This window comes from Leclercia pneumoniae, from assembly GCF_017348915.1.
GTDB lineage: Bacteria > Pseudomonadota > Gammaproteobacteria > Enterobacterales > Enterobacteriaceae > Enterobacter > Enterobacter pneumoniae.
In genome coordinates this window covers 2,244,510-2,265,690 of sequence record NZ_CP071383.1, presented here as the reverse complement: position 1 = coordinate 2,265,690, position 21,181 = coordinate 2,244,510, and the positions used below count along the sequence as shown (strand labels likewise).

Genomic DNA, 21,181 nt, shown 5'->3' with positions numbered 1-21,181 from the left:
ATGAATATAGGATGCAACATCACATTAACAACCGGAAAAGCGATGCAGAAATATGATTATTATCTGGTAGATGCGTTCAGTGACGGCCCATTTAGCGGTAATCCTGCGGCGGTATGTCCGCTACCAGACTGGCTGCCGGACGATACGCTCCTCAGGATGGCGCAAGAGCACAATCAGTCAGAGACGGCCTTCTTTGTCTGTCATAAAGAGGGCATCACGCTGCGCTGGTTTACCACCACCACGGAGGTGAATCTTTGCGGCCATGCGACGCTGGCGACGGCATATGTCCTGTTTAATGAACTGGGTTACCCCGATCCCCGCCTCCATTTTGAGACCGCCTCCGGCACGCTAACGGTGACCCGCGACGGCGACTGGCTCACGCTCGATTTCCCGGCCTGTCCGACAGAGAAGCAAACGCCGCCTCCGCAAATGCTGGCCGCGCTGGGGATTGAGCGCTACGTCGAGGCTCGTAAAGGCCGTGCCTGGGTAGTGGTGCTGGAAAATCGACAGCAGGTGGAAGCCGTTACTCCGAATATCAGCGCTATGATCCCCGGTGAACATAAAGTGTGTATTACCGCCCCGAGCGAGGGCGAGTATGACTTTGTCAGCCGTTTCTTTTCACCGGGCGTCGCACTCTGGGAAGATCCGGTCACCGGCTCGGCGCATACCATGCTTATCCCTTATTGGGCGGGCAAGTTGGCTAAGACCACTCTGCTGGCGCGACAAGTCTCAGCCCGGGGCGGTGAGGTACGTTGTCAGTTGAACGGCGATCGCGTCATGATGGGCGGGAAGGCGTCGCTGTATATGAAAGGGCAGCTGTTTATTCGTGAATAACAAAGGGGTAACCCAATGAAAGAAATTGCATTTTATCTGGTCGATGCGTTTAGCGATCGCGCTTTTAGTGGCAACCCTGCTGCCGTCTGTCCGCTGGAAAGCTGGCTGCCGGACGACATTCTGTTAAAGATGGCATAGCAGCATAACCAGTCCGAGACGGCCTTTTTTGTCCGCACGGACGCAGGCTTCGAGCTGCGCTGGTTTACCACCCAGGATGAGATTAACCTCTGCGGCCATGCGACGCTTGCCAGCGCGCACGTCATTTTTGAATACCTCGACTACCCGGCAACGGAGATCCTTTTTTCCACCCGCTTTGTTGGCGACCTGAAGGTCTCGCGTAACGGCGACTGGCTCACGCTGGACTTCCCGGCCTGGAGCAGCGACGCGGTCGACAATCCACCCGCGCTGCTGTTTAGTGCGCTCGGTATACCGGCGTCCAGCGCGGTGCGGGTCGGGCGTGATTATATGGTCGTGCTGGAAAACCAGCAGCAGGTTGAATCCCTGACCCCGGCTATCGAGGCGCTGAAACCACTGGGTAAAATGGTGTGCGTTACTGCGCCAGGCGATGAAGTGGATTTCGTTAGCCGCTTCTTCTGCCCGGGCGAATCGGTGGCAGAAGACCCGGTCACCGGCTCCGCGCACAGTATGCTGATCCCCTGGTGGAGTGAGCAACTCGGCAAAACCCAAATGACCGCACGTCAGGTTTCCGCCCGCGGCGGCGATCTGCGCTGTGAACTCAAGGGAGACCGCGTGCTGATGAGCGGCCAGGCGGCGCTTTATTTGAAAGGCACGGTGTTTCTTCGCTAACATCCCGCGGGCGGCGTGAAATTCCGCCCGCGTTAAAAGCAGCCAATCCCCCTCCCAACGTTTTCCCGGAAAGCGCCTCGCATTTTTAAGCACGCTTGTTCGCGTTCTTTTTTTAGAGGTGTACAGTGTACATGTAAATGGTGTACTGTGTACATAACAAGAAGCGTACGCGAATGACTCACGCGATAGAATTTATCGAGACTCGAACATTCACTCGACAGATAAAAGCGATTGCCACCGATGATGAGCTAAAAAATTTGCAAAAAGCCCTCATCGAATATCCCGACCGGGGCGATGTTATTGAAAACACTGGGGGCTTACGCAAGATCAGGATGGCGCTCGGTTCGCAGGGGAAACGTGGATGCGCCCGGGTGATCTACTTTATTGCTAACGTTGAAGTTATTTGGTTCCTGATGGCTTACCTGAAAAGTGAGAAGGAGAGTCTCACTGACGCGGAAAAAGCAGAACTAAAGAAATTAACCAAATTGCTGAAAAATGAGGTATGACATGAGCTTTTATAACGACCTGAAATCTTCTCTTGAAGAGGCGGTCGATATCAAGAATGGGGTAACTGAACCCGCTCGAGTAACCCGCTATGAGATCGCAGATGTCAGGGCCATCAGAGCGCAGTTAAATGTTTCTCAGGCGGAAATGGCAAAAGCGCTGGGCACCAGCGTCGATACCATTAAAAGCTGGGAGTCCAAAAGACGTAATCCTACCGGGCTGGCAGCAAAAGTGCTGGCGGCGATTCAGGCCGATCCGGCGTTTTATGCGGTTCTCGCTGCGCATTAAAGAATAAAGCCTGCAACCGCAGGCTTTTTTAATGACCTTAACCCAGCGACGCCCCACCGCAGAGCACCCACTCCTGACCGGTGATCGGGGCCGCTTCCTCACTCAGTAGAAAATTCACCGCAGCGGCCACCTCCTGAGGAAGGATCAGGCGACCCATGGGGGGGACCCTGGGTGGGGAAGAGACGCGTCCGGGGTCGCTAAGCATCGGCGTCTGGGTCGCGCCGGGCGCGACCACATTGGCGGTGATACCCCGTGGCGCCAGTTCTGCCGCCCAGCTTCGAATCATCCCTACCAGCGCGGCTTTGGTGGCGACATACTGCGAGCGGCCCGCGGCACCCCGGGAGGTCCGGCTGCCGATAACAACCAGCCGTCCACCGGGGCGCATTTGCGGTACAAAGTGGTTAAAAAGCTGCTCGGCAGCATGAACATGCAGGCCCCAGAGCCGGGCGCTGATGGCCGGATCCAGTTCGCCGAGCGGGGCGGCAGCCATCATCCCGGCTGCGTGGACGATCGCCTGCGGTACAGGCAGGGTAGCGAGTGCGGCGGCAAACGCGTCGCTGTCGCTAAGATCCACGCTCACGCAGCGATAGTTCGCATGATCAAGGGGTAAAGCGCGCCGGCTCAGGCCGATAACCTGCCAGCCTTCATCAAGCTGGCGATGCACAATGGCTTCGCCGATTCCTGAGCTTGCACCCGTTACGATGGCACTGGGCATGTCACACCTCCAGCAGGGCGCGCGGCACCTTGAATACCGCTTTGCGCACGGTCATGGAATCGTCTAAGGCGCACAACGCCTGATGCGGCTCGCCGGGCAGAAATACTGCAAAAGCACCGGGAGTTAACTTGATGCTGACCGGGAGCGCAGCGCCGGTGGCGATAAAGAGATCCGGTTTGCGCTCTTCATCCTGCGGCTGCGCCAGCGACTGCACACCTGCGTTGATCATCTCGCTGCCGGCCAGCATAACCTGAATATCCGCCCACTGGTGATGATACTCCGTATGGCGCTGGGTCTGCGGCTGGGTCTGCGCCGGGCCGATATGGCAAAACCATGCGCAACCTTCCGGCAGCCAGCGGCCGTCGTCCCGGGCGGCTAGCGCCGCCAGGGTGCAATCAGCGCGCGTCAGGATGGACAGCAGCGCGGTGGGGAGCCCTGCCAGCGGCAGGGCGTTCAGATGGCCGATAATCACTGTGATGACTCCTTAACCCATTCAGGCGAGACACGAACATATTTGATCGCCTGGCGGAAATAGGTGTAAGCGATGTGTAGCGTGCCGTCGGCGCCCTGTTTAATACTGGGGTAGGAGAACTCGCGGTTCAGCTTCTCCAGCGAGTTATTCGTCATGCAGTAGCCATCGCCTTCATCAAGATTGCGCTGCCACGCCCAGCTCTTTCCGCCGTCGGCCGATATGGCTACCGTCATCGGTGCGCGCGGGGCACCCCAGAAGGCGGTGCGTTCTCCGGTCGCTTCTGGCTCTTTACGGTCATCACCATCGTCGATCTCGTCATACAGTGAGGCGCGACGCTCCAGCGCTCCGGCTGCGCTCATGTGGTTGAACACCAGCGCCAGCTCACCGCTGGCAAGGGTGGTGACCTGGATAGAGGAGTTGTTGTTCGGCAGCGCCGTGGGTTCCGGTACAGACCAGCTTTCGCCCTGATCCTGCGACTGGCTGATATAGATATGATCCGCCCAGCGGCTACGGTAGAGCGCCACCAGATGCCCATTTTTCAGCGGCGTAATGTTCATATGGACGCAGCCCAGGCTTTGCGGCACCTCGACATCGCGCCAGCTTTTCCCCCAATCGGCAGAGATTTTCACCGCGCTAATATCATCGTTTCCGACCCATTTCTCGCCCGGTCGGGTGCGGCAATAAAAGACCGGCAGCAGCCAGTTACCGTTTTCGAGAACGGTGATGGGCTGGCGGATAAAGGTACCCGGTTTATCCAGCAGAGTAGCAATCTCACCCCAGGTTTGGCCAAGATCATGAGACTGGCGGTAACGTACGATGGCGGTATCCTGGTTGCCGGAGATCTGCGCGGTCCACAGCAGCCACAGTACGTTGTCCGGCGCGAGGAACAGCACCGGGTTCTGCTCGGAGCGGCTGGCATCGTCAGAGAGCTTTACCGCCTCGCTCCACTGGTTGCTACCGGGAGCCAGGCGAGACCCCCACACAGAAATATCAGCAATCCCTTCCTGGGTGCCGCCGAACCAGACGCACATCAGCGTGCCATCCGGCAGGGGCAGCAGGTTGGCGGCATGGTTCTGCGGACAAGAAGAGGGCAGCATGGCCGTTTCCACGCGGGCATCCTGCGGCAGCGGGCGAATAATCCCGTCACGGGTTACGGTTACAGACATATCAGACTCCATTATGTTGAACAGGGGCAGGCGCTTTGCGATCCGCTTTATTGGGGATCAAACGGTCGAGAACCATAATCACCGCCGGGGTGACCAGCGCAATATACATATTGTTAATTCCAAACGGATCGCCCAGCAGATACCAGACCGAGGTGACTACGCAGGCGCCAATCAGCCCGGCATTCGCCCCGCGGGCGCTCTTAAAGAACGGTGCGTAGAAGGCGATGATGGCCACAACCGTAATCGACAGACGAATAGCGCGAGTAAAGAACGACAGCTTCAGGACTTCCGGGACCAGCAGCACAAAGATTAACGGTAGGAAGCCAATCAACAACGACAGCCAGCGGGTCGCTTTAAACTCCTGCTCCGGGGTCGGGTTGCGGTAGGGCACGTAGAAATCTTTTACTACCAGCGAGGCGATAGCGAGCGCCACGGTGCTGACGCTGACAAAGATGGAGGCAACAAGTGACGTTGTCACCAGTCCCGCCAGCCACGGATTCATGTCCTGCAGGAAGATAGGCATTGCGTACAGGCTGTTAATCTCCGGATGCAGGTACTTCGCCGCCACGCCAATTACCGCAATCGCCAGCGCGATGGGCAGGCAGAAGAAGAACGCGATCCAGGTGGAACGTTTAGCTGACTTCACATCTTTCGTGGAGGAAATGGCCTGAATCACGAACTGGGTACAGAAAATGGAGCCGATGGTGCCAATCAGCCAGGCGACAATGGTGCTGGCGCCGATATTGCCGTCCCAGGTCCAGTAGTAAGATGGCATCTGTTCAATCATGGGGGTAAAGCCGCCGGTTTTAGACAAGGCGAAGCCCATAATCACCAGGATACCGAAATACTTCAGGGCGCTGTGCAGCAGGGTCACCCACGCCACCCCCTTCATGCCGCCAAAAGCGAAATAGAAGGTACTGACGATGGCGGTGATAAAGGCGGCAACAGGCAAGTTCACCTTCAGTACCGTCGAAATCGCCGCCGCGCCGCTCACGTAGTTACCCACGTTCACCAGCAGCAGGGCGTAGATCATAATGATGGAGATAATGTTTTTGGTGCTGGTGCCGTATTTTTCGGCAATCGCCCCGGAGATGGTGATCTTGCCGGTGCTGTAGATGCGTTTCACCAGCAGCAGCCCAAACAGCGGGAAGCCGATAGCCGCGCCGATGACTGACCAGGAGGCGGCAAAGCCATCTTCAAACGCCGCCTGCGCGGTACCGATCGTGGATTTCGCACCAATGTATTCCGACATCAGCAGGATCCCGACGATAAACGCCGGCATCGCGCGCGAGCCTTCCATAAAATCGCCGGTGTTTTTACTGCGTAACCGGAACGTCAGCCAGGTAGTAAACAGAATGTAGACAATCACAATGCCTACGATGATGAGGGTATCTTCAGCGGTAAAGTTGTTCATCTTAGCCTCTCTTCAGGGCGTATGAATCCTGGGCGCAGAGGGCACCCGAATTCTTATGGACGAAAGCAAACGCCGGTTACTGCAGTGACTTCGTCACTATCTGGCGGATCTGTTCTGTTTGTTGCGCATCGAAAGCCACCGCGTAGCGGCTCTCTCCCACCTCTTCACCCATGACCTGCAGCGCTTTTTTCACGGCCGCAGGCGAAAAAGCGACGCTGTACAGTCGGGTACGGAGATCGGTCACGCTCTCCTGGGCCTGCCGCGAGCCCGCGATATCCCCGGCACGAAAACGTGCCCAGATGGCGTTGATTTCGTTCGGCGCCACGTTCGCCAGGCCAGAAATACAGGCGGAGCATCCTTCAACAAAGCCCTGATGAATGAGCGAATCCGGGCCATTCAGCACGTCAAAACCGTCAATATCTTCAACGGCTTTCAGAAAACCGCTCAGGCTCTCATGGCTCCCCGCGCTGTCTTTAATGCCGATAATATTGGGATGAGCGGCCAGCGCCCGGGCCGTCTCAGGCGCGATGGTGTTGCCGGTTCGCGCCGGGATGTTGTAGAGGAACACCGGTACGTTCAGCGCATCGGCAATGGTGGTGTAGTGGGCGATCAATTCAGCCTGGGTGAGCGGAACGAACCACGGAGTGATAACGGAGACCGCGTCCACCCCCAGCGCCTCGACCTGTTTACCCAGACGAATCGTTGCCCGGGTCGAAATTTCGCCAATATGTGCCACCACCGGTGCGCGCCCGGCCACCTCTTCCACGCAGGTGCGGGTGACGGCCACTTTTTCCTCTTCGGTCAGCACAAAGAACTCTCCGTTAGTACCGCCACAAAAGATGCCGTTGCCCGCCGCCAGCTGACGCTGGATCTGACGTTTTAGTCCCGGCAGGTGCAGCGCCCCGTCGTCGGTGAAGGGGGTGACGATCGCCGTCAGCACGCCCTCAATGTTGTTACGCATTACACACTCCTTTGAAGTTAACTGGCTGGAAACAGAGTCTGATAAATACCTGCGACCTCGGCATGGCTGACCTGGCGCGGGGCATTATTCATCAGACGTTTTACGTTCAGGGCGGCATCGCTCAGAGAGGCGATGTCATCGCGCGGGACCCCCAACGTTTCGAGGTTGTCGGGTAAATTCAGGCGACGTACCAGGGCGGCGAAGTAGTCCACCAGCGCGTGCGACTTCTCTTCCATCGACAGGGAGGTGTCGGCGCCGGGAACCAGATCCCACACTTGTGCAAATTTCTCAACGGCATCCGGACGAACCACGCGCATGCAGGGGGCCAGCAAAATGGCATTCGCCACGCCATGGGGCAGATGGTACGTCCCGCCCAGAGGATAAGAGAGGGCATGAACCAGATGGGTGCCCGCATGGGCAATGGCGACGCCGCCGTAGTAAGAGGCCCACAACATCTCCAGCTTCGCGGCCAGGTTGTGCGGCTCGGCGCAGGCGGTTTCAATGTTGTTCAACAATTTGCGCAGCCCCGTCAGCGCCGCGTTATCGCTTACCGGGTTGGCCACGGTTGCGGTGAAACACTCAATCAGATGGCAGAGGGCATCAATACCCGTTGAAGAGGCAATATGCGGCGGCATGCTGGTCGTTAACTCCGGCAGCAGCGCGACATAATCTGGCAGCAGCACGGGGGAAATGATGCCAACCTTGGTGCTCTGCTCGGGAATCGCGAGAATCGCGTTTGGCGTTGCCTCGGAACCGGTGCCGGCGCTGGCCGGAATCAGCAACGAGGGGAGGCGAACCTGCGGTTTTTCGCCTGCCAGCAGGGTATCCAGCCCAGGGGAGTGGGGATGACACAGCACCGAAAGCAGTTTGGCCACATCCAGTACGCTGCCGCCACCTACGCCGACCACCAGATCGAAGGCGGTCTCTTTTGTTTCAGCCAGCAGGGCGCGCACGTCGTGGCTGGTGGGCTCGGGTGGCACACTGTCAATCACGCTGAGCTGGCGGCCATCGGCCTCCAGCAGGCTGCGGATGGAGCGGGCGGCGTCAAGACGGGCGATATTGCCGTCGGTGACCAGTAATAGACGCGTTTTACCTGCCAGCAGGGGGGCAATGGCGGGGATAGCGCCCGCGCCGCTGATGATCGTACTGTTGATGGTTAACACATGAATCTCCTGTTGCTGTGTCTGTGATTGATTTCGCTCATTACAAGACAATCACAGTCATCGTGTCCTTAAATTTATAATTTATTCACGAACTGAATAACTTGATCTTGCTCACATATAATCAATCATGATTGAATATAATCATTAACAAGAAATACAAACCGGAGTGGGGATGAAAGTGAACAGCAAAAGAGAGGTCGTAGTCATTGCCGATGACTTTACCGGGGCTAACGATGCGGGGGTGAGCCTGGCGTTGCGCGGTAAAAAAGTCAGTGTGGCGTTTCAGACCCCCTTTACCGGTCATGCCGACGCGCTGGTTATTAATAGCGATAGCCGGGCGCTAACGGCATCAGAGGCCGCTGAAAAGGTGGCGGGCTATGGTGCTGAAATGCGCCAGGCACAGTGGCAGGTGAAAAAAATCGACTCCACCCTGCGGGGTAATCCCGGGGCGGAAGTGGAGGCGCTTCTGCAGGCGACCGGCCAGCGTCAGGCGATTATCGCGCCGGCGTTTCCGCAGGCCGGGCGTACCACCGAGCAGGGTGTCTGTCGCGTGTTCGGCCTACCGGTGACGGAAACCGAATTCGCCAGCGACCCCAAAACGCCCGTGCGTCATGCGCAGATTGCCGCAGTGCTGGCAGAGCAGACGGCGCTGTCAAGCCAGGTGGTTACGGCGTCGACCCTGGCCGCAGCCCTGACTGGCGACACCCGATTACTGATTGTGGATGCCCAGAGCGATGACGATCTGGATCAGATCATGGCCGTAGCCGCAGCCTGCGACCCGCGTCCGTTGCTGGTGGGTTCCGCCGGACTGTGTGATGCCCTGGCGCGTCACCTGGCGCGTCCGCGTCCTTTATTGGCGGTGGTTGGCTCGATGAGTGAAATCGCGCAAAAGCAGATTCTGCGAGTACGCCAGCAGCAGAACGTCCGCTCTATCTTTATCGACATCACCGATCTCTTTCGCGACGGAATAAGCGGTTATGCGCAGCAGATTAGTGTGGCGCTGGCGGCTGGAGAACACTGCGTGGTGCACACCTGTTCCGATCACGCCGCGCGTCATCAAATTGACGTGCTGTGCCAACAGTACGAGCTGAGTCGTGCGGAGCTGGGTGAGCAAATCAGCACATGTCTGGGCGCGCTCACGAGCCAGGTGCTGGAGAGCAGTAACCCGGCAGCGTTATATGTCTCCGGGGGGGATGTGGCAATGGCGGTAGCCAGTGCGCTTCACGCCGAAGGGTTTGAAATCACCGGGCAGGTGGCGCGCTGCGTACCCTTCGGTCGGTTTTTAGGTTGTCGCTGGCAGGGGCCAGTCATGACCAAAGCGGGCGGTTTTGGTAGTGAAACCATGCTGCTTGAGGTTCTGCATTTTATCGAGGAGAAGATGAGTGACTAATATCATTGCTGTAACGATGGGCGACCCGGCGGGCATCGGCCCGGAGATCATTATCAAATCCCTGACCGGGGGGGAACTCTCTGGTGCACCGATCGTGGTGGTGGGATGCGCAGTGACGCTGCAGCGCGTACTGGAGAAGGGCATTACACCTGCGGCCGAATTACGGATGATTACCCGCGTCAGCGATGCCCACTTTGGCCCGGCTATCATCAACGTGCTCGACGAACCCCTGGCCGATCCGCAGGCCTTGCAGCCCGGCGTGGTACAGGCTCAGGCCGGCGATCTGGCCTATCGCTGCGTGCGTCGCGCTACCGAGCTGGCGATGGCCGGAGAGGTAAAAGCCATTGCCACCGCTCCGCTAAATAAAGAAGCGCTGCATCTGGCGGGCCATCTCTATCCAGGGCACACCGAGCTGCTGGCACATCTGACCGACAGTAAAGACTACGCGATGGTGCTCTATACCGATCAGCTTAAGGTCATTCACATCACCACCCACATTGCGTTGCGCAAATTCCTTGATACCCTGAACCCGGAAAGGGTAAAAACGGTGATTGGCATTGCCGATACCTTCCTTAAGCGCGTAGGCTACACCAACCCGCGCATCGCCGTGGCGGGGGTGAACCCGCACGCGGGAGAGAATGGTCTTTTTGGCGATGAAGAGATCACCATCGTTGGCCCGGCCGTCGAGGCGATGAAAGCGCAGGGGCTGAATGTCTTTGGACCCTGCCCGCCGGACACGGTCTTTATGCAGTGCCATGAAGGTATGTATGACATGGTGGTGGCGATGTATCACGATCAGGGGCATATTCCCTTGAAACTGCTTGGGTTTTATGATGGTGTCAACATCACCGCCGGGCTGCCGTTTATCCGCACTTCCGCTGACCATGGCACCGCGTTCGACATTGCGTGGACAGGTAAAGCGAAGTCTGAGAGCATGACGGTTTCTATCCAGTTAGCGATGCAAATCACACGGGAATAATATGAAGGGATATAACCGGTTAGAGCAGATAATGGACTACCTGAAGGGGCACAATCTGGTGACGGTTGACCAGCTGGTAGCCGTGACTGACGCCTCCCCGGCGACCATACGTCGGGATTTGATTAAGCTCGATCAGGAGGGGGTTATCAGCCGTACCCACGGCGGCGTAACCCTGAACCGGTTTATTCCTTCCCAGCCCACCACCAGTGAAAAGATGCAGCGCAGCCTGGCTGAAAAACATGCCATCGCCTGCGCGGCGGCAAGCTTCGTTAAGGCCGGCGATGCGGTGGTGCTGGATGCCGGCACCACCATGATTGAACTTGCGCGACAGCTGACGCATTTGCCGCTTCGCGTCATTACCAGCGATCTGCATATCGCGCTATTTCTTTCAGAGTTTAAGCAGATTGAGGTCACCATTATTGGTGGGCGCATCGATGACTCCAGCCAATCCTGCATCGGCGAACATGGCCGCCGTCTGCTGCAAAACATCTGGCCGGATATTGCGTTTGTCAGCTGTAATGGCTGGGATGTGGAGCGAGGCATAACCTCGCCCACGGAAGAAAAAGCGGCGTTAAAGCGCGATCTGATTGCTAACGCCCGCCGTCGTGTACTGCTGGCAGACAGCTCAAAGTATGGCGCCTGGTCGCTGTTTAACGTTGCGCACCTTCACTCGCTGACCGATATCGTGACCGACCGCCATCTGGATGAAGATGCGCAACAGACGCTAAGTCAGCTCGACGCCACCCTGACGCTGGCACCCTGAGCGTCAGGGCAGGCGAGCAATATTGGCTTTAATGACCTCTACCGACTGGCGGAATTTTTGTTGCTCCTCTTCCGCCAGTTTCAGTTCGATAATCTGCTGAACCCCGCTCTGCGCCAGTACGGCCGGTACGCCAATTGCCACCTCATCGACGCCATATTCCCCCTGCAGAATGCAGGAGATCGCCAGCGCCCGGTGGCTGCCAGTAAAGATATTGCGGCAGATTTCAGCGATGGTTCCGGCGATACCGAATTCGGTGCACCCTTTACGGGCGTAAATCTCAAACCCTTGCTTGCGCACGCGTTCAGCCAGGGCGTCGAAGTCCAGGGTATTGCCGGTATGGCGTTGATAAACTTCGGCGATAGGTGAGCCGTAGACCGATGAGTGCGACCACACCGGGAACTGGGTATCCCCATGTTCACCCAGAATAAAGGCATCGATGCTCTGGGCGCCAATATCCAGCGCTTGCGCAAGGGTGCGGCGCAAACGGGTGGTGTCCAGCCAGACGCCAGTACCGATCACCTGGCTGCGCGGCAGGCCGGAGAGTTGCCACACCTGCCAGGTGATGATATCGCACGGATTAGTGGCGATCAGGAAAATGCCCTTAAAGCCTCCCGCCATCATCTGCGGCACAATACTTTTGACAATGTTAGCCGTCGCGGTCAGCTCATCTAGCCGGGTCTGGCCGGGCTTTAACGCGCCGCCGGAAACGGTGATCACCGCGATATCCACATCCGCGCAGTCGCTCACTTCGCGGGTGGAAATGGTCATCATCCCCGGCATATAGGCCGCGGCGTCGGCCAGATCCCAGGCGTGCCCCTCGCTGCGCGCCTTATCAAGATCCACCAGCAGTAGCTCTTCGCAGATATTCTGGTTTAACAGGGCGTAAGCGGCGGAGGTGCCGACATTACCGGCGCCAATAATCATCACTTTACGGGCTTTGGTGTGCATTGTTTTTCCTGAGGTTTTAACCGTTAACTGCCTTCAACGTTACGCCGCGGGAACGGGCGGCGCAACGGGCGCGGGTAGCTATAAGTTTAAAATATGAATAACCCGTCATAGTGAAGGGGTAGGGTAGAGAAAAACGACAAAAGGAGCCTGCTATGTATTCCATTACCTCTGAATCACCCGCTCATCCGGACATCGTTACGCTGATTGCCGCGCTTGACCGGTATCAAGGCGAACTCTACCCGGCTGAAAGTAACCACCTGCTGGATTTGACGGCGCTGCCCGCCGACAGCCTGATTATGATGGCGATCCGCGACCTGCAGCTACGCGCCGTGGGGTGCGGTGCCATTGTGCTGAACGGTGACGGTACCGGCGAGATGAAACGGGTCTATATCGATCCGACGCATCGCGGGCAGCGCCTGGGAAACCGATTGCTGGCGGCGCTGGAAGATGAAGCCCTGAGCCGCGGCTGCCATACTCTCCGCCTTGAGACGGGCATTAAGCAGGATGCCGCTATTCGTCTTTATGCCCAGCAGGGATATCAGCTCTGCGAGGCTTTCCCGCCCTATACCGCCGATCCGCTAAGCCATTTTATGGAGAAGGCGCTGGTGGCTGATGTTCGTTTAGCAGCGCTATAAAAGCCTCCAGTTGCCGGGTCATTGCTCCCCGGCGCCATACCAGCCAGGTGGTGAGACAGCGCCAGTTTTCGGCCAACGGCCAGGCCTCGACCTGATGATGTCCGGGCATACTTTCCAGCATCGAGCGCGGCATCAGGGCAATACCCGCCCCGGCAATCACGCAGGCCAGCATGCCGTGATAAGACTCCATCTCGTGAATCCGACCGGGCGTGGCCCGGTCGGCATGGAACCAGCTTTCTAAATGGCGGCGATAAGAGCAGTTTGCGCGAAACGCGTAAACGTCCTGACCGCTCACCTCGGTGGCGCGCGCCACCTTCGCATGACCCGCCGGCACCACCAGCATCATCTCTTCCCGGTAGACCGGCATCCCTTCCAGCTCCGGATGCGTTAATGGCCCGTCAACGAAGGCCGCGCTGAGGGTCCCCTCCAGTACGCCGTCGATCATGGTGCCGGAGGGACCGGTCGCCAGAGCGAATTGTATGCGCGGATAGCGCTGGTTGAATTGCGCCAGCGAGGCGGGAATGCGCACCGCAGCGGTACTCTCCAGCGCCCCCAGAGAGAAAAGTCCCTGAGGTTCATCGCCGGCCACCACCATCCGCGCCTCATCCACCAGGGCGAGGATCTGCCTGCTGTAACGTAAAAAATTATGCCCGGCAGGAGAAAGCCGCAGGCGCTGGTTTTCACGGATAAAGAGCGCCACGCCCAGGTCGGCCTCCAGCTGTTTAATACGGGTGGTGAGGTTAGAAGGGACGCGGTGCACCTTCTGCGCCGCCAGGGTGATGCTCCCCGTCTGTGCTACGGCGTTAAACATTTCCAGCTGCGTTAAATCCATACCATTCTCGATTCGTGAAAAAGGTGGTCAATATTATTCATTTTTCAGAAATAGCAGACCAGGCCACACTTAGGCAACTGTTATTCACTGGAGCACAAGATGAACTACTCCTCAGCTACTCATGCTTTTTCGGTCAATCCGACGACCGGTGAAACCCTTGCCCGCTGGCCGTGGGCCACGGCGTTTGATGTTGAGACGGCGATCGCCAATGCTGATGTGGGCTACCGCCAGTGGCGTACCGTACCGCTGGCCAATCGCGCGCAGCTTCTGCGGGATCTCGGCGCGGCACTGCGCCAGCACGGCGAAGAGATGGCCCAGATCATTGTCCGTGAGATGGGCAAACCTCTTGTTCAGGCGCGGGGCGAAGTGGCGAAATCCGCCAGCCTTTGCGACTGGTATGCCGATCACGGTCCGGCGATGCTGAGCCCGGAAGCCACGCAGGTGGAAAAAGCGGTCATTGAGTACCGTCCCCTGGGGCCGATTCTGGCGGTGATGCCGTGGAACTTCCCGCTGTGGCAGGTATTACGCGGCGCGGTACCGATTATTCTTGCCGGTAACAGCTATCTGTTAAAACATGCGCCCAACGTGCTGGGATGCGCGGATCTGATCGCCCGGATATTTACCGCCGCCGGCTTCCCGCAGGGGGTATTCGCCCAGATCAACGCCACCAACGAAGGGGTGAGCCAGGCGATTAACGATCGGCGTATCGCCGCCGTGACCGTCACCGGTAGCGTACGCGCCGGGGCCGCCATCGGCGCCCAGGCCGGGGCGGCGCTGAAAAAATGCGTGCTGGAGCTGGGCGGTTCCGATCCCTTTATCGTGCTTAACGATGCCGATCTGGATCTGGCGGTCAAAGCGGCGGTCGCGGGGCGTTATCAGAACACCGGGCAGGTCTGCGCCGCCGCCAAACGATTTATTGTGGAAGCAGGCATTGCCGGGGCCTTTACCGAGCGCTTCGTCGCCGCTACCGCCGCACTGAAGATGGGCGCGCCGGAGCAGGAAGAGACCTTTATCGGGCCGATGGCGCGTTATGATCTGCGTGATGAACTGCATCAGCAGGTTCAGGCCTCCCTGGCCGAAGGGGCGACGTTGCTGCTTGGCGGCGAGAAAATAGCGGGCGAGGGCAACTATTATGCGCCAACCGTACTGGGTAACGTTACGCCTGCAATGACCGCGTTTCGCCAGGAGCTGTTCGGGCCGGTTGCGGCCATCACCGTGGCGAACGATGCCGCCCATGCCCTGGCGCTGGCTAACGACAGTGATTTTGGCTTGTCGGCAACGGTCTTCACCACCAGCGATGCCACCGCGCAGCAGTTTGCGGATGGGCTGGAGTGCGGCGGGGTGTTTATCAACGGCTTTAGCGCCAGCGATGCCCGCGTAGCGTTCGGTGGGGTGAAAAAGAGCGGTTTCGGTCGCGAGCTGTCCCACTTTGGTCTGCATGAGTTCTGTAACGTGCAGACAGTGTGGAGAGATCGTCTGTAACAAAACCCGGTAAAGGCCTGCGGATCGCAGGCCTTTGTCATGCTGCTGAAATGGTTCTGTCATTTATAAACCGTAGACTCGCTGGCGTCTAACGTCTTGTTACAGAACACAAATATGAACCTAACGCAAATTTTTCGTCCCCTTGTTCAGCGACTCAGGCCACGGCAGTTTGGCCTGCTGGCGGGGATCTTCTGTATTATTGCGCTTTTCTCCGCACTGCAAATCTCCTCCTCCGTGCTGCTTACGTTCTCGCTGAGCGACGCCCAGCGCAACGATCAACGAAATCAACTCGCCCTGACCCAGCAGGAAAAGCTCGACGAGGCGCGTATCGCTCTGCTGTCGGCAAGCGATCTGCTCAACCGTGCCGGGGTCTACTTTATGCAGGACAAAGAGACAGGTTCTGAAGGGAGCTGGCAAAGCCTGATGGACGAGGCACGGAGCGCCCTGGCGGCTTCGGGAAAGGCCTGGGCGAGCTGGCAGGCAATGCAGCCGCGACAGGACGACGCGCTGGTGAGCAGCTATAAACTCTTCTTCGGTGCGATTCAGGAGCAGGCGGAAGGGCTCGTGAAAACGCAGTCCATTGACGCCTTCTTCGCTGTACCGGCCCAGGCATTCCAGGCCGATTTTAACGACAACTATGCGCGCTATCAGCAGACCAGTAGCCAGCTTGCCGCCGAGGGGCGCCAGCGTCTGACCAGTAGCCTGTCGAATCTGCAGACGCTGTTTATGCTGGCTCCGCTACTGCTGGTGGCCATTGCCGTACTGGTCTGGTTTGGCATGTCGCGCTGGGTCATTACACCGCTGCGCGGCCTGATTGGCTGGATCAATCAGCTGGCCGCGGGGGATCTTTCAGGTACGCCGCCTGCGATAAAACAGGTCAACCGGGAGATTTCGCAGCTGGATGACAGCATTCATACCTTGCAATGCGGCCTGCAGCAGCTGGTGAGACAAGTGAGCGACGCCACCACAGCGATGGTAGAGAATATCGGCTCGCTGGCCGAGGGGAACCGGGCGTTATATCACCAGTCCACCCTGCAGGCGCGAGAGCTGAAAGAGGTCACCGCCCATATCGCCACCCTTGAAACTCACGTGGAGGGTAACACCGGCTATGCGAAGCTCGCCAGCTCACGCGCCGACGAGGCCCGCCAGGTGGCGGCAGGCGGGGATCGCATGATGGCTACCGTTAATGCCTCGATGGCGGCCATCGTCGAGCGCTCGTCTGAAATGCGCGGCATCGTAGCAATGATTGATAACGTCGCGTTTCAGACCAATATTCTGGCGCTCAATGCGGCGATTGAGGCGGCTCACGCCGGTAATCAGGGGCGAGGATTTGCCGTAGTGGCGCGGGAAGTCGGGCTGCTGGCCCGCAAGAGCAGCCACTCGACCCAAACCATCCAGGAGCTGATTAATCGCTCCCTGCAGGGGATCGATGACGGTTCGCAGGCGGTGACCCGGCTGGAAGATAACCTGCAGCAGGTCATGAGCCTGGTGGGGAATCTCTGCAGCCTGTTGAATGATATCTCGGTGGCGACCCTGAGCCAGGGAGAGAGCATTCACCATATGACCCGCCAGCTGCAGGGGTTGAACAACGTGGCGCAGCAAACCGATCTCCTGGTGAACACCGCCACCGAAGCGTCTCAACGCCTGCATGATGAGTCGGGCTTGCTGATTCAGGCGGTTTCGCGTTTTCGACTTCCAGCCTGACGCAATACATTTGCCTCTGGTATACTCCCAGCCCGTTTTTGGGCTGTGAGCAAGGAGTAAGACGTGGCTGCGGTCATCGACAATCAGATGCTGGAAGAGATTCTGGCGCAGGTGCGCCCATTACTGGGGCAGGGTAAGGTAGCTGATTACATCCCGGCGCTGGCCTCGGTAAAGGGCAATAAGCTCGGCATCGCCATCTGCACCCTCGACGGACAGCAGTTTCAGGCCGGGGATGCCACCGAACGCTTCTCAATCCAGTCGATCTCCAAGGTGCTAAGCCTCGTAGCGGCCATGCGCCAGTACGACGAGCACGAGATCTGGCAACGCGTGGGAAAAGATCCCTCCGGACAGCCCTTCAACTCGCTACTCCAGCTTGAGATGGAACAGGGAAAACCGCGCAATCCCTTCATTAACGCCGGGGCGCTGGTGGTGTGCGATATGCTGCAAAGCCGCCTCAGCGCGCCGCGTCAGCGGATGCTGGAAATTGTGCGCCAGCTCAGCGGCCAGTCGGATATCACCTACGACACCACCGTGGCCCGTTCGGAGTTTGAACACGCGGCGCGCAATGCCGCCATCGCCTGGCTGATGAAGTCGTTTGGCAATTTCCACAACGACGTGACCACCGTTTTGCAAAACTATTTCCACTACTGCGCGCTGCGGATGAACTGCGTAGAGCTGGCGCGCACCTTCCTGTTTCTGGCCCACCAGGGTTCGGCTCCCCATCTGGGGCAGGAGGTGGTGTCACCGCTACAGGCACGGCAGATTAACGCCCTGATGGCGACCAGCGGCATGTATCAAAATGCCGGGGAGTTTGCCTGGCGCGTGGGGCTGCCGGCAAAATCGGGCGTGGGTGGCGGCGTGGTAGCGATTGTTCCCCATGAGATGGCCATTGCCGTCTGGAGCCCCGAACTGGACGAGACGGGTAATTCACTGGCGGGGGTCGCGGCACTGGAGCAGCTCACCCACCAACTGGGGCGTTCTGTATACTAATGACTGATTTCACTCCGCTGTTTACCCGGCTGGCACGTTCGCCGTTTCGTTCCCGTTTTCGTCTGGGAGTGAAAGAGCGACAGTACTGCTGGGATAAAGGGGCAGAGACCATCGATCAGCACGCGGCCGATTTTATTGCCAAACGGTTAGCCCCGGCGCGCCCGGCGAAGGATGGCAAACAGACGCCGATGCGTGGACACCCTGTGTTTATTGCACAGCATGCTACCGCGACCTGCTGTCGGGGCTGTCTTGCCAAATGGCATAATATTCCGGAAGGGGTTGCACTGACCGCCGCGCAGCAGCACTATGTTGTGCAAGTCATTCATTTCTGGCTGGTGCAGGAAATGAACGCAAAACGTTGATGGGTACCGCAGTGTTACCTCTGTGTTATATATTGATGCTAATCTTTTAACACTTCCGCCAGCCGCTAGATCATTGTCTGTCACAAGCAGTGATATGGATAGAGATTGAATGTCAGCTTCTCCTTTCTTCAGATTTACTTTCTTTGCTAAGAACAACCCGTTACGTAACGCGGTGTGGATCTTTTTGTTAACCACGCTGTTTTACTTTATCGGTGCGAAGTTACGTCTGATCGAAGCGCTGTCGGTCTTCTGGCCGCTTAATGGCGTGATGGCCGGGATTTTTGCCCGCTATATCTACCTCAACCGGTTGCGCTACTACGCCATCTCATACGTGGCGATGATGGGTTACGATGCCATCACAACCAACTGGGGTATCGCCTCGCTGGTGATCAACCTCTCGAATATGGCGTTTATCGTTACCCTGGCGCTGCTGGTGATCCGCGATAAACGGCTCAATAAAGGTACGCCGGATCCGCTCAACGCCCTGCGCCTGTTTGGCTACTGTCTTGTTGCTGCGCTGTTTTGTGCGTTAATCGGGGCGGCAGGTGCTGTGGGTATTGCCAGTCAGACCTTCTGGCCGTCGGTGGCCGACTGGTTCAGTGAACAGTTCTCTACCGGGGTGCTGATTGTGCCCTGTCTGTTGACCATCCGGTGGCCTGAATTGACTCGTCAGGTTCGCCTGCAAAATTTGATGCCAGTAGCGGCGCTGATCGTCTCGGTCTTCGCCTCTGTATTGATCGGAGGTGCCGGGAGCCTTGCCTTCCCGCTGCCTGCGCTCATCTGGTGTGCAGTACGCTATTCAGTGCCGGTAACCTGTCTGTTGACCTTCGTGACCGGAGCCACAGAGATCACGCTTATCGCCAACTCGATTATTGATATCGCCGTGACGTCGCCCCTTACCACGCCGATGATGTTTTCGGCGCGTCTGGAGGTCGCTACCATGGCGATTTGTCCGGTGATGGTCGCAGTGAGCGTGGCGGCGATCAACTCGCTTATCCGCCAGGTCTCGCTGCGCGCGGACTATGATTTCCTGACCCGTGTTTACTCCCGGTCCGGACTGTACGAAGCGCTCAAACATGAGGAGTCGCACCGGCATCCTCGCTTCCTGACGGTGATGTTGCTGGATATCGATTACTTTAAAAGTATTAACGATAACTATGGTCATGAGTGCGGCGACAGGGTGCTTGCCGAGTTCGCCGAACAGGTGCAAACCACCGTGGGAGAGGATGGCCTGGTGGCGCGAATGGGGGGCGAAGAGTTTGCGGTGGTCGTCAACTCTTCTTCGGCACAGCAGGGCTATGCGCTGGCCGAACGCATCCGGGCCTCTATTGAGCAGCATCCCTTCCACTGGCGTGGGCAGACGCTCTTCATCACGGTCAGCATTGGCCTGGGAAGCGGTAAATCTGAATCCTGGCAACTCACCGAGGTCTTTAACCGCCTGCTGACCGAAGCGGATGATTATCTCTATCGTTCGAAAAAAGCAGGACGAAATCGTACCAGCGGTCGACTGGACGAAAGGGTTCAGCCTGCCGGGAATACCACCGCGCGTGAACAGGTATAACCGCGCAGACCAGTCTGGCTGCGGGGTTTATATCCTTGTTTAACAGATAAATATCTTGCTACGTATTTTTAACGCCAATACTATAACAGGGTGATTGTATCGGAAAAAACGTGTGATGAACGGAACTGACCAAATCAGTAAGCCCCCCCGCATACCAGGAAGTCGGTTCGTCAAACGCATGTACTTGATGCGGATCCTTGGCACCTTTCTTTGCTTTATCCCTATCTGCTCCGTCTTGTTAGAGCAACACCGCTCCGGCTGGCTAATTGGCCTGCTGGCGCTGAATGCCTTTGTCTGGCCAACTCTCGCCTGGATGCGCTCACGTCACTCCGCAACGCCGCTTAAAACCGAGCATCAGAACCTGATACTCGATGCAGGGGCCGGCGGTTTCTGGATTGCGATGATGGCCGCCAATCCGCTTCCTTCGGTGACCATTGCCACCATCCTGCTGGCGGATCGCCTGTCAGCAGGCGGTGTACCCTTAATGAAAAAGGCGCTGGGGCTGATGGTGGCCGTATTTCTGGCGACGTGGTTGACCCAGGGTATGGCACTGGTTGCTGAGGTGTCTCAACGTACCATGTACGCCACGTTGCCGCTGATTGCCGTCTATTCCCTGGCGCTGAGCGTGCTGACCGACAGCATTGCCATTCGCCTGCGCCTGAAATCCCGTGAGCTGGAACGCATCGCGATGATGGATCCGCTGCTGGATATCGCTAACCGCCGTCTACTGGAAACACGCATCGAGCATGAACTGAATAAACTGCGTAAAAGCTGTCATGAATCGGCGCTGATGTTTATCGACATCGATAACTTCAAAGAGGTGAATGACCGTTTTGGCCACAAAGTAGGGGATATGTTTTTGGTGACAGTGTCACAAATATTGCATGTTGCCACCCGTACAACCGACACTCCTGCGCGGCTGGGTGGGGATGAGTTCGTCATTTTACTCCCTGACACCTCCCTGGAAGAGGCCCGGAGCGTGGCTACCCGTATTATGGATGCCGCTGCTATCATTGATGAAGTTGCCGAAGAGCCGGTGCTGTGTACCGTAAGTATTGGTATTGCCAGCGCAACGAGAGAGATGGAGAGTGTCACCGACTGGTTACAGGCTGCAGACACCGCTCTCTATCAGGCGAAACGGGAAGGTAAAAACCGCATTTTTGCCCATTGATTCACTGCAAGATGCGCTAAGCTTTTAAAAAGGACGCCCT

At 57.7% G+C, this 21,181-nt stretch carries 21 protein-coding genes and 1 pseudogene; 14 read left to right on the top strand and 8 right to left on the bottom strand.

Going from position 1 to position 21,181, the window contains the following annotated elements; all coding sequences use genetic code 11:
- The first annotated feature begins 42 nt into the window (after positions 1–42).
- The 4 genes and pseudogenes from JZ655_RS10920 (at position 43) to nadS (ending at position 2,433) form a co-directional block, all read left to right on the top strand.
- Complete coding sequence (locus JZ655_RS10920; protein WP_207291776.1) at positions 43–834, top strand: PhzF family phenazine biosynthesis protein; 792 nt, start codon at positions 43–45, stop codon at positions 832–834.
- Positions 835–849: 15 nt separating this feature from the next.
- Positions 850–1,641 (top strand): annotated as a pseudogene (locus tag JZ655_RS10915) (PhzF family phenazine biosynthesis protein).
- Positions 1,642–1,814: 173 nt separating this feature from the next.
- Entirely contained in the window at positions 1,815–2,147 is a 333-nt protein-coding gene (locus JZ655_RS10910) for a type II toxin-antitoxin system RelE/ParE family toxin (protein WP_040075751.1), read from the top strand.
- 1 nt (position 2,148) lies between these two features.
- The gene (gene nadS / locus JZ655_RS10905; RefSeq protein WP_207291775.1) at positions 2,149–2,433 is read left to right on the top strand and encodes a NadS family protein; all 285 of its coding nucleotides are present in this window, start codon (positions 2,149–2,151) and stop codon (positions 2,431–2,433) included.
- Positions 2,434–2,470: 37 nt separating this feature from the next.
- Here nadS and JZ655_RS10900 read toward each other — a convergent pair whose 3' ends face one another.
- The 6 genes from JZ655_RS10900 to JZ655_RS10875 all read right to left on the bottom strand — a co-directional run bounded on the left by JZ655_RS10900 (position 2,471) and on the right by JZ655_RS10875 (position 8,324).
- Positions 2,471–3,148: an SDR family NAD(P)-dependent oxidoreductase gene (locus tag JZ655_RS10900; protein ID WP_207291774.1), complete on the bottom strand. Its 678-nt coding sequence runs from the start codon at positions 3,146–3,148 to the stop codon at positions 2,471–2,473.
- A 1-nt stretch (position 3,149) separates the two neighbouring features.
- Positions 3,150–3,620 carry a NanQ anomerase/TabA/YiaL family protein gene (locus tag JZ655_RS10895; RefSeq protein WP_207291773.1) on the bottom strand — a complete coding sequence of 157 codons (471 nt, stop codon included), beginning with the start codon at positions 3,618–3,620 and terminating at the stop codon, positions 3,150–3,152.
- Positions 3,617–4,786, bottom strand: a complete 1,170-nt coding sequence (locus JZ655_RS10890) for a sialidase family protein (protein ID WP_207291772.1) — start codon at positions 4,784–4,786, stop codon at positions 3,617–3,619. Before JZ655_RS10890 ends, JZ655_RS10895 begins: the two co-directional genes overlap by 4 nt.
- A 1-nt stretch (position 4,787) precedes the next feature.
- The gene (locus JZ655_RS10885) at positions 4,788–6,200 is read right to left on the bottom strand and encodes a sodium:solute symporter family protein (protein ID WP_040075745.1); all 1,413 of its coding nucleotides are present in this window, start codon (positions 6,198–6,200) and stop codon (positions 4,788–4,790) included.
- Positions 6,201–6,276: 76 nt separating this feature from the next.
- Positions 6,277–7,161, bottom strand: coding sequence for a dihydrodipicolinate synthase family protein (locus tag JZ655_RS10880; RefSeq protein WP_207291771.1), 885 nt, complete (start codon positions 7,159–7,161; stop codon positions 6,277–6,279).
- A gap of 17 nt (positions 7,162–7,178) precedes the next feature.
- A complete protein-coding gene (locus JZ655_RS10875; RefSeq protein WP_207291770.1) occupies positions 7,179–8,324 on the bottom strand; it encodes an iron-containing alcohol dehydrogenase in 1,146 nt (381 codons plus the stop codon).
- A gap of 172 nt (positions 8,325–8,496) precedes the next feature.
- Between JZ655_RS10875 and dtnK the strand changes: the two genes are divergently transcribed.
- Genes dtnK through JZ655_RS10860 form a run of 3 tightly spaced genes read left to right on the top strand, consistent with a single transcriptional unit; the run spans position 8,497 to position 11,456 of the window.
- Positions 8,497–9,714, top strand: coding sequence for a D-threonate kinase (dtnK, locus tag JZ655_RS10870; protein ID WP_207291769.1), 1,218 nt, complete (start codon positions 8,497–8,499; stop codon positions 9,712–9,714).
- Entirely contained in the window at positions 9,707–10,693 is a 987-nt protein-coding gene (locus tag JZ655_RS10865; protein ID WP_207291768.1) for a D-threonate 4-phosphate dehydrogenase, read from the top strand. The genes dtnK and JZ655_RS10865 overlap by 8 nt, the downstream gene beginning before the upstream one ends.
- 1 nt (position 10,694) lies before the next feature.
- A complete protein-coding gene (locus JZ655_RS10860; protein WP_040075740.1) occupies positions 10,695–11,456 on the top strand; it encodes a DeoR/GlpR family DNA-binding transcription regulator in 762 nt (253 codons plus the stop codon).
- Positions 11,457–11,459: 3 nt separating this feature from the next.
- On the opposite strand, the gene JZ655_RS10855 is transcribed toward JZ655_RS10860, so the two are convergent.
- Positions 11,460–12,404, bottom strand: coding sequence for an L-lactate dehydrogenase (locus JZ655_RS10855; protein WP_207291767.1), 945 nt, complete (start codon positions 12,402–12,404; stop codon positions 11,460–11,462).
- A 152-nt stretch (positions 12,405–12,556) separates the two neighbouring features.
- On the opposite strand from JZ655_RS10855, the gene JZ655_RS10850 reads away from it, so the two are divergent.
- Complete coding sequence (locus JZ655_RS10850; protein ID WP_207291766.1) at positions 12,557–13,039, top strand: GNAT family N-acetyltransferase; 483 nt, start codon at positions 12,557–12,559, stop codon at positions 13,037–13,039.
- On the opposite strand, the gene ptrR is transcribed toward JZ655_RS10850, so the two are convergent.
- Positions 12,993–13,871 (bottom strand): putrescine utilization regulator PtrR, encoded by an 879-nt coding sequence (gene ptrR, locus JZ655_RS10845; protein WP_207291765.1) that lies wholly within the window; start codon positions 13,869–13,871, stop codon positions 12,993–12,995. The genes JZ655_RS10850 and ptrR overlap by 47 nt on opposite strands.
- A gap of 99 nt (positions 13,872–13,970) precedes the next feature.
- On the opposite strand from ptrR, the gene sad reads away from it, so the two are divergent.
- The 6 genes from sad (at position 13,971) to JZ655_RS10815 (ending at position 21,141) form a co-directional block, all read left to right on the top strand.
- Complete coding sequence (gene sad, locus JZ655_RS10840; RefSeq protein ID WP_207291764.1) at positions 13,971–15,353, top strand: succinate-semialdehyde dehydrogenase; 1,383 nt, start codon at positions 13,971–13,973, stop codon at positions 15,351–15,353.
- A 114-nt stretch (positions 15,354–15,467) separates the two neighbouring features.
- On the top strand, positions 15,468–17,057 hold the full coding sequence (locus JZ655_RS10835; protein WP_207291763.1) for a methyl-accepting chemotaxis protein: 1,590 nt from the start codon (positions 15,468–15,470) through the stop codon (positions 17,055–17,057).
- 87 nt (positions 17,058–17,144) lie between these two features.
- Complete coding sequence (gene glsB / locus JZ655_RS10830) at positions 17,145–18,047, top strand: glutaminase B (protein WP_425352489.1); 903 nt, start codon at positions 17,145–17,147, stop codon at positions 18,045–18,047.
- A complete protein-coding gene (locus JZ655_RS10825) occupies positions 18,047–18,409 on the top strand; it encodes a DUF4186 domain-containing protein (protein ID WP_207291761.1) in 363 nt (120 codons plus the stop codon). The genes glsB and JZ655_RS10825 overlap by 1 nt, the downstream gene beginning before the upstream one ends.
- Before the next feature lie 109 nt (positions 18,410–18,518).
- Positions 18,519–19,970 (top strand): GGDEF domain-containing protein, encoded by a 1,452-nt coding sequence (locus JZ655_RS10820; RefSeq protein ID WP_207291760.1) that lies wholly within the window; start codon positions 18,519–18,521, stop codon positions 19,968–19,970.
- A 178-nt stretch (positions 19,971–20,148) separates the two neighbouring features.
- Positions 20,149–21,141, top strand: coding sequence for a sensor domain-containing diguanylate cyclase (locus tag JZ655_RS10815; protein ID WP_207291759.1), 993 nt, complete (start codon positions 20,149–20,151; stop codon positions 21,139–21,141).
- Positions 21,142–21,181 lie beyond the last annotated feature (40 nt).

What these genes read in the sequence shown, in the direction of transcription:
- JZ655_RS10920 (WP_207291776.1), top strand. Translation starts at nt 43, where the DNA reads ATGCAGAAATATGATTATTATCTGGTAGATGCGTTCAGTGACGGCCCA.
- JZ655_RS10910 (WP_040075751.1), top strand. Translation starts at nt 1,815, where the DNA reads ATGACTCACGCGATAGAATTTATCGAGACTCGAACATTCACTCGACAG.
- nadS (WP_207291775.1), top strand. Translation starts at nt 2,149, where the DNA reads ATGAGCTTTTATAACGACCTGAAATCTTCTCTTGAAGAGGCGGTCGAT.
- JZ655_RS10900 (WP_207291774.1), bottom strand. Translation starts at nt 3,148, where the DNA reads ATGCCCAGTGCCATCGTAACGGGTGCAAGCTCAGGAATCGGCGAAGCC.
- JZ655_RS10890 (WP_207291772.1), bottom strand. Translation starts at nt 4,786, where the DNA reads ATGTCTGTAACCGTAACCCGTGACGGGATTATTCGCCCGCTGCCGCAG.
- JZ655_RS10885 (WP_040075745.1), bottom strand. Translation starts at nt 6,200, where the DNA reads ATGAACAACTTTACCGCTGAAGATACCCTCATCATCGTAGGCATTGTG.
- JZ655_RS10880 (WP_207291771.1), bottom strand. Translation starts at nt 7,161, where the DNA reads ATGCGTAACAACATTGAGGGCGTGCTGACGGCGATCGTCACCCCCTTC.
- dtnK (WP_207291769.1), top strand. Translation starts at nt 8,497, where the DNA reads ATGAAAGTGAACAGCAAAAGAGAGGTCGTAGTCATTGCCGATGACTTT.
- JZ655_RS10860 (WP_040075740.1), top strand. Translation starts at nt 10,695, where the DNA reads ATGAAGGGATATAACCGGTTAGAGCAGATAATGGACTACCTGAAGGGG.
- JZ655_RS10855 (WP_207291767.1), bottom strand. Translation starts at nt 12,404, where the DNA reads ATGCACACCAAAGCCCGTAAAGTGATGATTATTGGCGCCGGTAATGTC.
- JZ655_RS10850 (WP_207291766.1), top strand. Translation starts at nt 12,557, where the DNA reads ATGTATTCCATTACCTCTGAATCACCCGCTCATCCGGACATCGTTACG.
- ptrR (WP_207291765.1), bottom strand. Translation starts at nt 13,871, where the DNA reads ATGGATTTAACGCAGCTGGAAATGTTTAACGCCGTAGCACAGACGGGG.
- sad (WP_207291764.1), top strand. Translation starts at nt 13,971, where the DNA reads ATGAACTACTCCTCAGCTACTCATGCTTTTTCGGTCAATCCGACGACC.
- JZ655_RS10835 (WP_207291763.1), top strand. Translation starts at nt 15,468, where the DNA reads ATGAACCTAACGCAAATTTTTCGTCCCCTTGTTCAGCGACTCAGGCCA.
- glsB (WP_425352489.1), top strand. Translation starts at nt 17,145, where the DNA reads ATGCTGGAAGAGATTCTGGCGCAGGTGCGCCCATTACTGGGGCAGGGT.
- JZ655_RS10825 (WP_207291761.1), top strand. Translation starts at nt 18,047, where the DNA reads ATGACTGATTTCACTCCGCTGTTTACCCGGCTGGCACGTTCGCCGTTT.
- JZ655_RS10820 (WP_207291760.1), top strand. Translation starts at nt 18,519, where the DNA reads ATGTCAGCTTCTCCTTTCTTCAGATTTACTTTCTTTGCTAAGAACAAC.
- JZ655_RS10815 (WP_207291759.1), top strand. Translation starts at nt 20,149, where the DNA reads ATGTACTTGATGCGGATCCTTGGCACCTTTCTTTGCTTTATCCCTATC.